The organism is Streptomyces sp. DSM 40750, from assembly GCF_024612035.1.
In the GTDB taxonomy this organism is placed as follows: Bacteria; Actinomycetota; Actinomycetes; order Streptomycetales; family Streptomycetaceae; genus Streptomyces.
On the sequence record NZ_CP102513.1, the window covers coordinates 3,992,137 to 4,006,955 of the forward strand.

Sequence of the window (14,819 nt, forward strand, 5' to 3'; positions counted from 1 at the left end):
GGCAGCGCCTTCACGCCGGCCCCCGGTTCCGCAGATCCTCCAGCCGCAGGAGGCTGTCCCGGGCCGCCTCCCGGTCCTCGTCGGTGAGCGACACCGCCTCCGCACGGACGAGCGCGGCCGTCGCCGCCTCCTCGTCCCCGAGCCGGACGGCGACATCGGCGCGCAGCACGAGAAGCCGCAGCAGCCGCAGATCCGTGGGTTTCTCCTCGCTGATCCCCAGCACCCGGTCGATGACCTTCGCCGCGGCCGCCGGATCGTCCTTCGAGTCCGCCAGGAGGGAGGCCTGGTGGAGGGCCCGCGCGAAGGTCTCCTTCGGGGCGGGCCGGTGGTGCTGGTCCTCGCTCGTCGGCTGCCCGACGCGGACGCAGTTGCCGCCCGGATCGGTCATCAGAAACTGCCGCACGCCGTACGACATGTCCTTCAGCGGCCCGATACGCGGCAGCCCCCGGGTCGGTATCCGCCCGTACGACTCCTTGAGGCCGGCCCGGAAGGCCGTGTACAGCCCGTCGACGTCGTCCGTGATCACGTAACACGTACTCATCGACTCTGCCGGCTCGAACCGCTTGAGCCCGAAGAACTGCAGCTCGATGCCGCCGCGCTCCACCACGGCGTACGGGTTGGGGCTGCGCTGCTGGAAGGTGACCTCGAACCGTTCCTAAGTTGATTGGCCAAGGTTGGCCGTATCGGGCATTCCGAACAGCGTGAGCTGGTCGTGGATGCTGGGCCCCCGAACGGTGGTGGGGCCGTGGGGCGGGTGCTTTCCGGGTGGGCGCGCTCGCGTCTGACGCACCACGGGGGTGCTGCGCGAGGTCCGTGCCGGAGCTGTCCGCTCCGTACGGCCTGTGCTGCGGTGACTCGGCGGTTGGGGGGCGGTTGTCCCGGTGCGATCCTCCGGTCGCACGGCCCCTGCCTCGGTCCGCCGTGAGGCGGTGGTGGCGGGGGTTTGGCGGGGTCCGTCTTTCCTGCGCCGGGCCGTACAGCCCAGACCGCGTCTGCCGACCACCACCGCGGCGGCATGATGCGCCGTGACGGTGGTGGTCGAAGCGGTGGAAGTCTGTTTTTTCAGGGGGTTCAGCCAGTGCTGGGTACCCCATCTGCTCGTGTACGTCGGATCGATCGCAATCACGGAGAGTCCGGCGTGGTGGGCCATCCCGGACAAGCGGTCACGGAACTTGCCGGTCGGGATCCCCGCCACGGTGCGCCGGAAGGCTTTGCCGCGCCTGCCCCGGCCCAGCTTCTCCCGGCCGGTGGCCCGGGCGTCGGCGAAGTCCAGGTTCTCGATCACCAGGGCCGCGCACTCATGGAGCTGGGCCAGGTGCAGGAGATCGGAGATCGCTGCGCGCAGGCGTGCGTCGCGGGTGGTGGCGGGCACTCCGGACATCTGAAGGGGGATGGTGTGGGGGGTGCCGATGGGGTTGCCGTGAGGGTCGATGATCCAGGCGGCGAGGTGGTCGGCGTTGAGGTCCACTGCGAGGACCGGGTGTTGGCGCAGTGTCTCCAGCGCGGGGACAGAGGCCTTCTGTCCCTTGGCCGTGGTGGACCAGGACGCATCGAGGTACCAGCGTCCGCGTGCCGGGTCGTAGGTGATGTCGTAGCGGACCGAGGCGCCCGCGGCGATCCGGTCCGCCCACGCCTCGCCCCGGTGAGTGAACGCGGCCGCCGCGTCCAGCACGTACCGCCCGCGCGGGGCGTTGGCATACGCCTGGCGCAGGGGGTCGGGCAGCGCCATCGCGATGGAGCCGTCGGCGGGGTCGATGCCAAGGGTGTAGTTCCCGAACGGCGCGCCGGCCTCCCCGTCCGCGGTGACGAACATCCGCCGCGCCGACCACTCCTCGTCCCATCCCTCCCGCTGGGCCTGCCAGTCGGCTGCGGTCAGCGGCTTCGGCACGGTGGCGGTGTCGTAGAGGTGGTGGCGGGCGTTGAGCAGTCGGCGTCCGCCCCGGGTGATGCGCACCCGGCCGCTGTCCCGTTCCCGCACCGCCCGGCGCAGCTCACCTTGCAGGATCTGCAGCCGCTGCTGCTTGGCCCGCCGCTCGGCGCCGTCGGTATACCCGCGCACCCACCTGCGCCCTCGCCGTTCCCGGCTGCCGGGTGTGACGGCGAGGCGGGCGGTGATCGTGGCGATCGCCTGGCGCAGTGAGCCGATACGGGCGTTCAGCGCCCGTCGGGCCAGCTGGTATTGATCCTCCGAAGTGCGGGTGATGGCTCCGGCCCAGCGGGAGGAGGACTGGGCGGTGAGCGCCTTCTTCCGCTCGGCCCGCCGGTTGTGGGCGGCGGGCACGTTCCCCACCTGCACCCGCGCCGCCAGGTCCGCCCCGGCCAACGCCCCCAAGTGCTCCCCGACCGCCCGAAGTACCTCCTCGTCGGCGGGCGAGAGGTGCAGGCGGGTGCGGATGCGGCATCCGCCCGGCGGGGCGACGACGAACGGGGCGGACAGCGCACGATACGGGCGCGGCTCCCGCCCCTTCACGCCCCGCCCCCGCTTTCCCACCGCCGTACGCCCCCGTGCACCTGTGATGATCTCGACGGGCCGAACCTAACCCCCGCCCCACACCCCGGGAGGCACATGACAGCGATTGACGAACAACTGATCTCCTCTGCACGGGAAGGGCAGAAGATGATCACCGACTCGATCACTCGCTACCAACGACACCAGACCACTCCGCCCTGCCCGAAATGACCAACACCGGCCTACACATCCGGGAACTGCTTCCAACCCGAGGGCCACATAGAAGTCGAGCACGGGTGGGAGGGTCTGGCACGGCAGGATCGGAATCGTCTTCTCGGCCATACCCGCACTCTAGTCAAATTTGACGAGTGTGGTCGACCGAAAAAGGCCAAAGGCCGGCTCCGCCGCCGGAGGTCGGTCGGGACGCGGTCCCCCGGGGCTCAGAAACCCAGCTTCCGCAGCTGTCGCGGGTCCCGCTGCCAGTCCTTCGCCACCTTCACGTGGAGGTCGAGGAAGACCGGCGTGCCCAGCAGTGCCTCGATCTGCTTGCGGGACTTGATGCCGACCTCCTTCAGGCGCTTGCCCTTGGGGCCGATGATGATGCCCTTCTGGCTGGGGCGCTCGATGTAGACGAAGGCGTGGATGTCGAGGAGGGGCCTGTCGGCGGGGCGGTCCTCGCGGGGGAGCATCTCCTCGACGACGACGGCGATGGAGTGCGGGAGCTCGTCGCGGACGCCCTCCAGCGCGGCCTCGCGGATCAGCTCGGCGATCATGACCTGCTCGGGCTCATCGGTGAGGTCGCCCTCGGGGTAGAGCGCCGGGCCCTCCGGGAGGAGGGGAACCAGCAGGTCGGCCAGCAGGTCCACCTGCTTGTCGGCGACCGCCGAGACGGGCACGATCTCGGCCCACTCGAAGCCCAGCTCCTTGCCGAGCTGGTCGATGGCGATCAGCTGCTCGGCGAGCTGCTTGCTCTCGACGAGGTCGGTCTTGGTGACGATCGCGATCTTCGGCGTCTTCTTGATGGACGCCAGTTCCTTCGCGATGAAGCGGTCACCGGGGCCGAGCTTCTCGTTCGCCGGGAGACAGAAGCCGATCACGTCGACCTCGGCCCAGGTCGTGCGGACGATGTCGTTCAGGCGCTCGCCGAGCAGCGTGCGCGGCTTGTGGAGGCCCGGGGTGTCGACCAGGATCAGCTGGGCGTCCGGGCGGTGCACGATGCCCCGCACCGTGTGCCGCGTCGTCTGCGGCTGGTTCGCGGTGATCGCCACCTTCTGGCCGACCAGAGCATTCGTGAGGGTGGACTTGCCCGCGTTGGGGCGGCCCACGAAGCAGGCGAAGCCGGCGCGGTGGGCGGCCTCGGCCGGCTGCTCGGATGACTGGGTACGAACGCTCATGGCGCCCATTGTCCCTGATCGCCGGAGCCCCGCCGCACAGAAGGCCGAACAGCCATCCTCCGGTCCCGCCCGGCCGCCCCACGGACGGGGAACGCGAGCGCACCGTTCACGACCTTACGACGCACGCCGGGACGGCATACGATCACGGCGGCCCGGGCAACGGTGCCCCGGTCACCCCGTCCGTCCCCTCCACGCAGAAGGCCAAGGCCCAGGCATGAAGCTCATCACCGCGATCGTCAAGCCGTACCGCCTAGACACGGTCAAGACCGCCCTGCAGGAGCTGGGCGTGCACGGTCTGACCGTCACCGAGGCCAGCGGCTACGGCCGGCAGCGCGGCCACACCGAGGTGTACCGCGGCGCCGAGTACCAGGTCGACCTCGTCCCCAAGATCCGGGTCGAGATCGTCGTCGAGGACGCCGACTCCGAGGCCGTCATCGAGACGATCGTCAAGGCCGCCCGGACCGGGAAGATCGGTGACGGCAAGGTCTGGGCGCTGCCGGTGGAGACGGTCGTACGGGTGCGGACGGGCGAGCGGGGTCCCGACGCGCTCTGAGCCGTGGAGGCCGAGGTGAGGGGTGGTGCCGCCGGGAGGGCGGCACCACCCCTCACCCGTGCATCGGTTGCGGCGGTGCGGCGGATCAGTCGAAGACGAACGGCCCCGGCGACTGTGCCTCGCCGGCGGTGCACGTCACGGTGATGCCCAGGATCACCATCTGCAGCGAGCCGCCGAACGCCTCCAGGCTGTCGCCGGGGGCGACGGTGCCGGTGAGGGGGCCGACGGTGACGCCGTCGCCGAGCGCCAGCGCCGGGTTCTCGGTGCCGGTGAAGGCGGTGGTGCCGCCGCTCGCCTTCACGAGGGTGAGCGTGGACCGGATGGAGTCCTCGGAGAGGGCGATCGGGGCGGTGATCTCCTCGGAGGAGACGGTGATCGTGGCGGTGGTGCCGGTCTGCGTGGCCGTGAGCGTGGCCACGCCGGAACCGCCGATCGTGCAGGTGGCGTTGATCGTCGCGGTGTCCGGGGTGACAGCCACGGCGGTCGGGGCGAGCGCGAGGCCGGTGACGGCCAGCGTCCCTGCCGCGAGCGCCGCGCCGACTCCGAGTCGTATGCGTCTCATCGAGCGAATTCCCTTCCCTGGTACGGGATGTGCACGGGGCCTGGGGAAGCCTCGTACAGCCCGGTACGGGCGTTGCCATGTGGGGGCGGAGCAATGCGCGGCCGCGCGGCGGAATCTGACGGTCCGCCAAGAGAACGGCTCCATTGAGGCGCGAGCGGTCCGAGATTGCAAGAGATGTTCTGGTGGCTGCACCAAGGGTCGACGAAAGTGGCCGAAGCCGATCGCCGGGGGTACCTGCCAACTCGTGGACAGGGTCGGCGCGTTGGGGTGTTCTGTCCCGCGCCGCGCGGGTTGTCGGCCGCCGGGGTCGGATGTCCACTCGCCCGCGTGTGATTTTCGCGCAGCTCGGAGGGCCGTTACCGGCCGTAACACTATGACGCGGGTGATCTCCGAGGCGCCTCGGCCGAAGATCACTACCCTGTACGGGTGCTCACTTACGACGAGTTGACGGGGCCGGAGCGTGAGCTGTGGGACGCGTTTCCGGAGGGGCGGTGGGTGGATCTCCGGACGGGGGTGGCGGAGGAGGACCGGGTCGACGGGGGTGGGGGGTGGGGGCCGGAGCGTACGGTGCGGGCGTCGGTGGTCGCGGCGCTGCTGCTCGGCACCAACACCGGGCAGCCTGGCGTGGTCGGTTCACTGACCCTCGTCGGCGCACGGATCTCCGGCCGCCTTGACCTGGCCGGCGCGCGGATCGAGCACCCCCTCTGGCTGGAGGAGTGCTGGTTCGAGGAGAGTGTGAACCTCTTCGGGGCCGAGACCCGGACGGTCGCGATCGTGGGCAGCCGGGTGCCTGGTCTCGAAGCCGGGTCGACCCGTATCGAGGGACGCCTTGACCTGATCCGTTCGACGGTGGAGGCGAATTCCGACTCGGTCTTCAACCGCGAGGTCACCGCCCTGTCCCTCACCCATGCCCGGGTGAGCGGCGGCATCATTCTCAACCGGGCCCGGCTGAGCGCGCCCGACGGGTGGGCGCTGTCGGCCGGCGGCCTGGTCACCGAAGGATCCGTCATCTGCCGGAACGGATTCGTCGCGCACGGCGAAGTACGGCTGCTGGGCGCACAGTTGTTGGGTGGACTCTTCATGCAGGGCGCGCGGCTGGAAGGTGCCGGCTCTCGCGGAGTCGCCCTCGCCCTGGACAACGCCGTGGTCCAGACGGCCGACTTCTCCGACGGATTCACCGCGAACGGCACCGTCCACCTGCGCGGCACCCAGATCACGGGCAACCTGACCTTCGACGGAGCGGTCCTGAACGGGACCCCCGACGGCCCGGCCCTGGTCGCCATGCGCATGCAGGCCGTGGACTTCGACCTCAATCTCCCCCGGCCCCCATCCGGCGCCGTGGATCTACGGGGCGCGCAGGTGTCGTACCTCCACGAGAACGAACACAGCTGGCCGGAGACCGTGGAGCTGGACGGCTTCGTCTACGGCTCCATCAAGACGTCGGGGCCGGACGGAGAGCGACGGGAGGCGGTGGGCGACCGGGCGGCCGTGGCCCGCCGCATGGAGTGGATAGCGCGCAGCCCAGGCTACAGCCCCCAGCCGTACGAGCAGTTGGCGAGCTGGTACCGCAAGGCCGGCCACGACGACGACGCCCGCCGGGTCCTCCTCGCCCGGCAACGCCACCGGCGCCGCACTCTCTCCCCCGCAGCCCGCGTCTGGGGCCACCTCCTCGACGCGACCGTCGGCTACGGCTACCGCCCCTGGCTGGCCGGCGTCTGGCTCCTCGCCCTGACCCTGTTGGGCACGGCGGCCTTCGGCGCCGGCGCCCCCACCCCGGTGAAACGGGGCGAGGGCACCCCCTTCCAGCCGTTCGTCTACACCCTCGACCTGCTCATCCCCATCGGCGGCCTGGGCCAACGCACCGCCTGGTACTGGACGGACAACACCCTCCAGTGGCTGGCCTACGCCCTGATCGCCCTCGGCTGGATCCTGACGACAGCCGTCATCGCGGGGGTGACCCGCACACTGCAGAAGAACTGACTCCGCAGGGGTTCAGCCCGCCGTCACCGTCACCCGCACCGCCCCGTCCGGCCCCGCCACCAGCACCGGCGTCTCCGGGCCGCCGAGGTCCCGGACGGCGGCCCGGTCCTCGTCCGAGACGGTCTCCGAGTCGGTCACCACGGCCGCCGCCTCCAGGGACTTGGCGCCGGAGGCCACCGCCATGGCGACAGCCGTCCGGAGCGCGCTCAGCTTCAGGGACTCAAGGGCCACGGTCCCGGCCACATACGTACGGCCCGTCTCGTCGCGTACGGCCGCGCCCTCGGGCACACCGTTGCGGGCCCGCGCGGAACGGGCCAGGGTGACGATCTTGCGGTCCTCGGGGGCGAGCGCGCTGCTGTCGGTCATGCCCTGAGCATACGGAGACCCGCACGGCCCACCACGCCACGGGGGTGCGTCACGGCCGGTCGAGGCGGAGCCGCTCCGCGCGTGGCAGACCCGCCACCACCAGGTCGTACGAGTCCTCGATCAGCTCCTTGACCAGACGGTCCGGGAGGTCACCGTCGAGGGTCACCGTGTTCCAGTGGCGCTTGTTCATGTGATAGCCGGGGGTGATGAGGCCGGGGTGCTCGGTGCGCAGGCGGACCGCGTCCTCGGGGTCGCACTTGAGGTTGACCTTCAGGGGGCGATCTTCCGTCCAGCTCAGGGCGAACATCTTGCCCCGGACCTTGAAGACGGAGATCTCGGGGCGGAAGGGGAAGTCCTCGACGGCCTCGTTGAAGGACAGGCAGAAGGCGCGCAACTCCTGGGGTGTCACTCCGGCTTCGTCTCCTCCTCCGGCGGCTCGGCGGGGCCGATCGGCTCCACCAGTACCGTGACGATCTTGTTCCGGCGGCCGGCGGCGGCCTCCGCCGTGAGGCGCAGCTCGCGCTCGTCCGGGAGGGCGACGACCGAGGAGGCGCCGGCGATGGGGACGCGGCCCAGGGCCTTGGCGAGGAGGCCGCCCACGGTCTCCACGTCCTCGTCGTCGTACGCCTCCAGGCCGTACAGCTCGCCGAGGTCGGTGATGTCGAGGCGGGCGGTGACCCGGTAGCGGTCCTCGCCGAGGTCCTCGACGGGCGGGAGTTCCCGGTCGTACTCGTCGGTGATCTCGCCGACGATCTCCTCAAGGATGTCCTCGATGGTGACGATGCCGGCGGTGCCGCCGTACTCGTCGATCACGACGGCGACGTGGTTGCGCTCCTGCTGCATCTCACGGAGCAGGTCACCCGCGTTCTTGGTGTCGGGGACGAAGACCGCGGGGCGCATGGCCGTGGACACGAGTTCGCTCTCGGCGTCCCGGCTGATGTGCGTCTTACGGGCCAGGTCCTTCAGGTACACGATCCCGACGATGTCGTCCTCGTTCTCGCCGGTGACCGGGATCCGCGAGAAGCCGGACCGCAGGGCGAGGGTCAGGGCCTGGCGGATGGTCTTGTAACGCTCGATGGCGACCAGGTCGGTGCGCGGGACCATCACCTCGCGGACGAGGGTGTCGCCCAGCTCGAAGATCGAGTGCACCATACGGCGCTCCTCGGCCTCGATCAGGGACTCCTTCTCGGCGAGGTCGACCAGCGCGCGCAGCTCCGCCTCTGAGGCGAAGGGGCCCCGGCGGAAGCCCTTGCCGGGCGTCAGCGCGTTACCGATCAGGATGAGGAGGGACGGGATCGGGCCCATGACTCGGGCCAGGGGCAGCAGGATGTACGCCGCCGCCGTGGCCGTGTTCAGGGGGTGCTGGCGGCCGATGGTGCGCGGGGAGACACCGACGGCCACGTAACTGACGAGGACCATGACGCCGATGGCGACGGCCAGGGCCTCCCACGTCGCGTCGAACTCCTGCAGGCAGGCGTACGTGACGAGCGCGGCGGCGGCCATCTCGCAGACCACGCGCACCAGCAGCGCGACGTTCAGATAGCGGGTCGGGTCGGCCGCGATCTGGGCGAGCCCTGCGCTGCCGCGCCGCCCGGACCGTACGGCCTCCTCGGCGCGGAAGCTGGAGACACGCGCGATGCCCGCCTCCGCGCAGGCGGCGAGCCAGGCGACGACGACCAGGGCGACGGCACCGCTGATGAGGGTCGCGCTCATGACACGGTCGGTGCCGGGGAGGGGCCGGTGTGGCCCTTCTCCGCGCGCCAGCCGTCCACGATGGCGGCCTGCAGGCCGAACATCTCGGCCTTCTCGTCCGGCTCCTCGTGGTCGTAGCCGAGCAGGTGCAGCACCCCGTGGACGGTGAGGAGCTGGAGTTCCTCGTCCATGGAGTGCTGCGTATCCGCTTCCTTGCCCTGCTTCTCGGCGACCTCGGGGCAGAGCACGATGTCCCCGAGCAGACCGTGCGGCGGCTCGTCGTCGTCCTTCGACGGCGGACGCAGCTCGTCCATCGGGAAGGACATGACATCGGTCGGACCGGGGAGGTCCATCCACTGGATGTGGAGCTGCTCCATGGCGTCGGCGTCCACGACGATCACCGAGAGCTCGGAGAGCGGGTGGATGCGCATCCGTGCGAGCGCGTAGCGGGCGATGTCGAGGATCGCCTGCTCGTCGACCTCGGTTCCGGACTCGTTGTTGACGTCGATCGACATGGTCGTGCTGGTCTACTTCCGCTTGTTACGGGCGCCCTTGTGGGTGCCGTTCTCCGTACCGTTCTGGCTGTCGTACTTCTCGTACGCGTCGACGATACGGCCGACCAGCTTGTGCCGTACGACATCCTGGGACGAGAGCCGGGAGAAGTGCACGTCGTCGAGGCCCTCCAGGATGTCCTGGACCTGGCGCAGACCGGACTTCGTGCCGTTCGGCAGGTCGACCTGCGTCACGTCACCCGTGATCACGATCTTCGAGTCGAAGCCGAGGCGGGTGAGGAACATCTTCATCTGCTCGGGGGAGGTGTTCTGGGCCTCGTCGAGGATGATGAAGGCGTCATTGAGCGTGCGTCCCCGCATGTACGCCAGGGGCGCGACCTCGATCGTCCCGGCGGCCATGAGCCTGGGGATCGAGTCGGGGTCGAGCATGTCGTGCAGCGCGTCGTACAGCGGGCGCAGGTACGGGTCGATCTTCTCGTAGAGCGTGCCGGGCAGGAAGCCCAGGCGCTCTCCGGCCTCGACCGCCGGGCGGGTCAGGATGATGCGGTTGACCTGCTTGGACTGGAGGGCCTGGACGGCCTTGGCCATGGCCAGGTAGGTCTTGCCGGTGCCGGCGGGGCCGATGCCGAAGACGACGGTGTGCTTGTCGATGGCGTCGACGTACCGCTTCTGGTTGAGCGTCTTGGGGCGGATGGTGCGGCCGCGCGAGGACAGGATGTTCTGTGTCAGCACTTCGGCCGGGGTCTCCTGGCCGTCGCTCTTCCCGTTCTCGCTCGCCCTCAGCATGGCGATCGAGCGTTCCACTGCGTCCTCCGTCATCGGCTGACCGGTGCGGAGCACCAGCATCATCTCGTCGAACAGGCGCTGGACGAGAGCGACTTCGGGGGCGTCGCCGACCGCGCTGATCTCATTGCCCCGGACATGGATGTCGACCGCCGGGAAGGCCTTCTCGATCACGCGCAGGAGGGAGTCGCCGGAACCCAGCACGGTCACCATGGGGTGCGCCGCGGGGACGGTGAACTGCGCTCTCGCCTTGCCCTGCGCGGGGGTGTGAGCTGTGGGTGTCTGAGTCATGGGCCGGCTCTGAAGGCCTGCACGTCCTCCTCGGTATGGCTCGCCTGCCACAGGGGCAGCCTGGCGATTTCCAGGGTACGCCGGGGCACTGACAACGCCGTAGGGCTTTTCGCCGTCGCGGACGAACTCGGGGGCCTGCGGTGATCTGCGGACGAGCTCGGTGGGCCCTTCAGCAGGGGGCTGCCGGCCCGTCGACGGCTCAACTCCATATCGGCGCCCCTGCCCCGCCCGGGCTCGTCGCCTCGATCTTCGCGCGGATCTCCCTCATCACCGCCACGATCCGGCGCTCGTGTTCCGGGGTCAGGCGGGCCGACGGGACCGAGCAGCTGATGGCGTCCTGGGCGGGGCTGGTGTCGGAGCGGAGGGCGAAGCCGAAGCCGATGATGCCGGGGACGCCCTCCTCGCGGTCGACGGCGTAGCCGCGGGCGCGGACGCCGGCGAGATCGGCGGCGAGGGAGTCGCGGGTGGTGTGGGTGTGGGGGGTGAGCGCTTCGTAGGGGCCCTCGGGGAGCTCGGTGTCGGGGTGTTCGGCGAGGAGGGCCTTGCCGAGGGCGCCGGCGTGGGCGGGGAGGCGGCGGCCGACGCGGCTGATCGTGCGCAGGTACTCGTGGGACTCGCGGGTGGCCAGGTAGGCGACGTCCATGCCGTCCAGGCGGGCGAGGTGGATGGTCTCGCCGAGGGCCTCGGAGGCCTCGTCGAGGTAGGGCCGTACGGCGCGTACGCGCGGGTCGGAGTCCAGGTAGCTGGTGCCGGTGAGCAGGGCGTGGATGCCGATGCCGTACAGGGAGCCGGTGGTGTCCGTGCGGACCCAGCCCCGGCCGATCAGGGTCTGGAGCAGGGCGTACATCGAGCTGCGCGGGACCCGGAGCTCGTCCGCCAGCTCCTGGAGGCGCGCGGGCCGGTCGCCGCGCGCGGCCAGCAGCTCCAGCAGGTCGACCGTGCGCGCCGCCGACTTCACCTCGCGGACGCCGCCGGCGCTCCCGGCGCCACCTGCGTCTTCTGTCTCCGCCATGAGGCGATCGTAGGCGGGGCGCGCGGTCCCATTGACGTGCGCGATTCACCTACCTAACCTCCATCTTCATACATAGATGTGCTCCTCGGGGTCGAGGCGGCGGCCCGGCTGCGCGGACGCCCCGACCGTAGGAGCCGCCCTGTGACCGCGACCCGCGACCTGACCATCACCGAGGTCCGGCTGACCCCGATCCTGGTCGCCGACCCGCCGCTGCTGAACACGCAGGGCGTGCACCAGCCGTACACGCCACGGCTGATCGTGGAGGTCGTCACCGCCGACGGGATCACGGGGGTGGGTGAGACGTACGGCGACACCAAGTACCTCGAACTGGCCCGACCGTTCGCGGCGAAGCTGGTGGGGCGTGCGGTCAGCGACCTGAACGGGCTGTTCGTGGTCGCCGACGAGGTGGCGGTCGACCGGTCACGGGTCTCCGGGCAGGTCGATGTGGGCGGTCTGCGCGGTGTCCAGACCGCCGACAAGCTGCGGCTGTCGGTCGTGTCGGGGTTCGAGGTCGCCTGTCTCGACGCGCTGGGCAAGGCGCTGGGGCTGCCCGTGCACGGGCTGCTCGGGGGCAAGGTGCGGGACGCGGTGGAGTACAGCGCGTATCTCTTCTACAAGTGGGCGGACCATCCGGAGGGTGTGCGGGCGGAGAAGGACGACTGGGGTGCGGCCGTGGATCCGGCCGGAGTCGTCGAGCAGGCCCGGAAGTTCAAGGAGCGGTACGGGTTCACGTCGTTCAAGCTCAAGGGGGGTGTCTTCCCGCCGGACGAGGAGATCGCCGCGATCCGTGCCCTGGCCGGGGCGTTCCCCGGGCATCCGCTGCGGCTCGACCCCAACGGGGCCTGGTCCGTGGGGACCTCGCTGAACGTGGCGGACGCGCTGGGCGACGTACTCGAATACCTGGAGGACCCGGCGCTCGGCACGGACGCCATGGCCGAGGTCGCGGCGCACACGTCCGTCCCGCTCGCGACCAACATGTGTGTGACGACCTTCGCGGAGATCGAGGAGGCGTTCACGAAGGACGCCGTCCAGGTCGTCCTCTCCGACCACCACTACTGGGGCGGCCTGCGCAACACCCGCGAACTGGCCGCCATCTGCCGCACCTTCGGCGTCGGGGTCTCCATGCACTCCAACACCCACCTCGGCATCAGCCTCGCCGCGATGACCCACGTGGCGTCCACGGTGCCCGACCTCCACCACGCCTGCGACTCCCACTATCCCTGGCAGTCCGAGGACGTACTCACCTCACGCCTCACCTTCGAGGGCGGTTCGGTACACGTCCCCGACACACCGGGCCTCGGTGTCGAACTCGACCGGGACAGACTGGAGTTCCTGCACCGGCGGTGGCTTGAGGACGACGGTTCCCTGAGGGACCGCGACGACGCGGCGGCGATGCGCGTCGCAGACCCGGCGTGGACCACCCCGACCGTGCCACGCTGGTGACACCGGGTTCTTCCTCGCCCCAGCCGCCCCTACCCGTCCCATCCCCTGGGGCTGCCACCCCTTCGGCCCCGTTCGGGTGGGTGGTTCGGCTGCGGGTGGGTGGGGGCTGGTCGCGCAGTTCCCCGCGCCCCTGAAAAGCGAAGCAGGGGCTGCGCCCCGCTGTCGCTTTCGGCCCGCAGGGCCGTGTCTCTCAGGGGCGCGGGGAACTGCGCGAGCAACCACAACGCACCCGCACCCGCCGACGCACCCCCAACCCCCGAGCTCTCCCCCGCCACTCCGCGAAGCGATTGGTGCAGACTGGCTGGATCCGCACCACCGCCAGGGAGCACATCGTGACCGCGTTCAAGGGAGAGCGACCGCACCGGCCCCAGGTCGACCCGCTGAGGGACCTGAGAGCGCCGGCCGACCCGCCCTGGGACGTGTATCTGACAGGCACCGTCTTCCTCGACATCATCTTCACCGGCCTCGACTCCGCCCCGGTGCGCGGCACGGAGTCCTGGGCGCGCGGAATGGGGTCGAGCCCCGGCGGCGTGGCGAACATGGCCACGGCCCTGGCCCGCCTCGGCCTGAAGACCTCCCTCGCCGCGGCCTTCGGCGACGACCACTACGGGGAGTACTGCTGGGACGCCCTGGAGCAGGGCGAGGGCATCGACCTCTCCACCTCCCGCACGGTCCCCGGCTGGCACTCCCCGGTCACCGTCTCCATGGCGTACGAGGGCGAGCGCACGATGGTCTCCCACGGCCACGAGGCGCCCCCGGAGGAGTCCGCGCCGGAGTGCCCGCCCCACGCACGCGCCGCCGTCGCCTCTCTCACGCCCGGCGTACGCGCCCCCTGGATCACCCAGGCCGCGAGCAAGGGCACCCGGATCTTCGCGGACGTCGGCTGGGACGAGACCGGCGCCTGGGACCTGGCGGGGCTCGCCGATCTCGCCCACTGCGAGGCGTTCCTGCCCAACGCGCAGGAGGCGATGCTGTACACCCGCGCAGAGTGTCCCCGGGCAGCCGCGCGCGCCCTCACCGACCAGGTCCCGATGGCCGTGGTGACGCTCGGCGCGGAGGGCGCGTACGCCGTGGACGGCCGGACCGGCGAGACGGCGGAGGTGCCGGCGATCGCCGTGGAGGCCATGGACCCCACGGGCGCGGGTGATGTGTTCGTCGCCGGTTTCGTCACCGGCACCCTGGCGGACTGGCCGCTGGCGGACCGGCTGGCCTTCGCGGGCCTGACCGCCGCGCTGTCGGTCCAGGAGTTCGGCGGTTCGCTCTCGGCCCCCGGCTGGGCAGAGATCGCCGCGTGGTGGCGCCGGGTGCAGTCCCTGGACGGCCAGGACCCCACGGCCCTGCGCCGGTACGCCTTCCTGGAGGACCTCCTCCCGAAGGAACACGTCGGCCCCTGGCCGCTGCGCCGCGCCGTCCCCACGATCGGCTTCCGCCGCTCGGCCTGACGCCGCCGCGTGAGAGCGCGTGAGAGCGCCTGATTGCTCGTGATTGCGCGGGAGAGCTCGGGAGGCGGGGCTGTCGGGCGAGTGCGGGTCCGTCGTGGCGGCTCGCGCAGTTCCCCGCGCCCCTGAAAAGCGAAGCAGGGGCGCGGGGAACTGCGCGACAAGCCCCCACCGACCCGCAGTCGAACCGCCCGACCAGGACCTCGGAGCACCCGGAGCCCCCTCAAAGCCCCACACCACTGCCCAATGCGGACCACCCCAAACGCGACGTGGCCCAGATCACGCCCCGCGCGTTTCTTTCTCTCCCCACCCCCCTGATACAAATTCTCCGCGCGTCCCTGTC

General features: G+C 70.8%; 13 protein-coding genes and 2 pseudogenes. 4 read left to right on the forward strand and 11 right to left on the reverse strand.

Annotated elements, in window-relative coordinates; translation table 11 throughout:
* Window positions 1-10: 10 nt before the first annotated feature.
* From JIX55_RS17890 to era, 4 genes and pseudogenes are all read right to left on the reverse strand, one after another.
* Window positions 11-649, reverse strand: a pseudogene (locus JIX55_RS17890) (bleomycin resistance protein); the annotation flags it as partial.
* A gap of 6 nt (window positions 650-655) precedes the next feature.
* Window positions 656-2,470, reverse strand: a complete 1,815-nt coding sequence (locus JIX55_RS17895) for a hypothetical protein (protein WP_257564317.1) — start codon at window positions 2,468-2,470, stop codon at window positions 656-658.
* Between the two features lie 240 nt (window positions 2,471-2,710).
* A pseudogene (locus tag JIX55_RS17900) lies at window positions 2,711-2,791 on the reverse strand (VOC family protein); the annotation flags it as partial.
* A 98-nt stretch (window positions 2,792-2,889) separates the two neighbouring features.
* Complete coding sequence (era, locus tag JIX55_RS17905) at window positions 2,890-3,852, reverse strand: GTPase Era (protein WP_257564318.1); 963 nt, start codon at window positions 3,850-3,852, stop codon at window positions 2,890-2,892.
* A gap of 205 nt (window positions 3,853-4,057) precedes the next feature.
* On the opposite strand from era, the gene JIX55_RS17910 reads away from it, so the two are divergent.
* Window positions 4,058-4,396, forward strand: a complete 339-nt coding sequence (locus tag JIX55_RS17910) for a P-II family nitrogen regulator (RefSeq protein ID WP_257564319.1) — start codon at window positions 4,058-4,060, stop codon at window positions 4,394-4,396.
* 85 nt (window positions 4,397-4,481) lie between these two features.
* Here the strand turns inward: JIX55_RS17910 and JIX55_RS17915 are convergent, their stop codons facing one another.
* Window positions 4,482-4,958, reverse strand: coding sequence for a hypothetical protein (locus JIX55_RS17915; protein ID WP_257564320.1), 477 nt, complete (start codon window positions 4,956-4,958; stop codon window positions 4,482-4,484).
* A 426-nt stretch (window positions 4,959-5,384) separates the two neighbouring features.
* On the opposite strand from JIX55_RS17915, the gene JIX55_RS17920 reads away from it, so the two are divergent.
* Window positions 5,385-6,938 carry an oxidoreductase gene (locus JIX55_RS17920; RefSeq protein ID WP_257564321.1) on the forward strand — a complete coding sequence of 518 codons (1,554 nt, stop codon included), beginning with the start codon at window positions 5,385-5,387 and terminating at the stop codon, window positions 6,936-6,938.
* Window positions 6,939-6,950: 12 nt separating this feature from the next.
* Here JIX55_RS17920 and JIX55_RS17925 read toward each other — a convergent pair whose 3' ends face one another.
* The 6 genes from JIX55_RS17925 to JIX55_RS17950 all read right to left on the reverse strand — a co-directional run bounded on the left by JIX55_RS17925 (window position 6,951) and on the right by JIX55_RS17950 (window position 11,594).
* Window positions 6,951-7,304, reverse strand: a complete 354-nt coding sequence (locus tag JIX55_RS17925; RefSeq protein WP_257564322.1) for a cytidine deaminase — start codon at window positions 7,302-7,304, stop codon at window positions 6,951-6,953.
* Window positions 7,305-7,353: 49 nt separating this feature from the next.
* On the reverse strand, window positions 7,354-7,713 hold the full coding sequence (locus JIX55_RS17930) for an MmcQ/YjbR family DNA-binding protein (protein ID WP_257564323.1): 360 nt from the start codon (window positions 7,711-7,713) through the stop codon (window positions 7,354-7,356).
* Entirely contained in the window at window positions 7,710-9,017 is a 1,308-nt protein-coding gene (locus tag JIX55_RS17935; protein WP_257564324.1) for a hemolysin family protein, read from the reverse strand. The genes JIX55_RS17930 and JIX55_RS17935 overlap by 4 nt, the downstream gene beginning before the upstream one ends.
* Complete coding sequence (ybeY, locus tag JIX55_RS17940; RefSeq protein WP_257564325.1) at window positions 9,014-9,511, reverse strand: rRNA maturation RNase YbeY; 498 nt, start codon at window positions 9,509-9,511, stop codon at window positions 9,014-9,016. The genes JIX55_RS17935 and ybeY overlap by 4 nt, the downstream gene beginning before the upstream one ends.
* A 12-nt stretch (window positions 9,512-9,523) precedes the next feature.
* Window positions 9,524-10,582: a PhoH family protein gene (locus JIX55_RS17945; protein ID WP_257564326.1), complete on the reverse strand. Its 1,059-nt coding sequence runs from the start codon at window positions 10,580-10,582 to the stop codon at window positions 9,524-9,526.
* Window positions 10,583-10,781: 199 nt separating this feature from the next.
* Complete coding sequence (locus tag JIX55_RS17950) at window positions 10,782-11,594, reverse strand: IclR family transcriptional regulator (protein WP_257564327.1); 813 nt, start codon at window positions 11,592-11,594, stop codon at window positions 10,782-10,784.
* Between the two features lie 141 nt (window positions 11,595-11,735).
* Here JIX55_RS17950 and JIX55_RS17955 point away from each other — a divergent pair, with 141 nt between their 5' ends.
* Both JIX55_RS17955 and JIX55_RS17960 read left to right on the forward strand, forming a co-directional pair.
* On the forward strand, window positions 11,736-13,037 hold the full coding sequence (locus JIX55_RS17955) for a glucarate dehydratase family protein (protein ID WP_257564328.1): 1,302 nt from the start codon (window positions 11,736-11,738) through the stop codon (window positions 13,035-13,037).
* Between the two features lie 332 nt (window positions 13,038-13,369).
* Window positions 13,370-14,479, forward strand: coding sequence for a carbohydrate kinase family protein (locus JIX55_RS17960; protein WP_257564329.1), 1,110 nt, complete (start codon window positions 13,370-13,372; stop codon window positions 14,477-14,479).
* Window positions 14,480-14,819 lie beyond the last annotated feature (340 nt).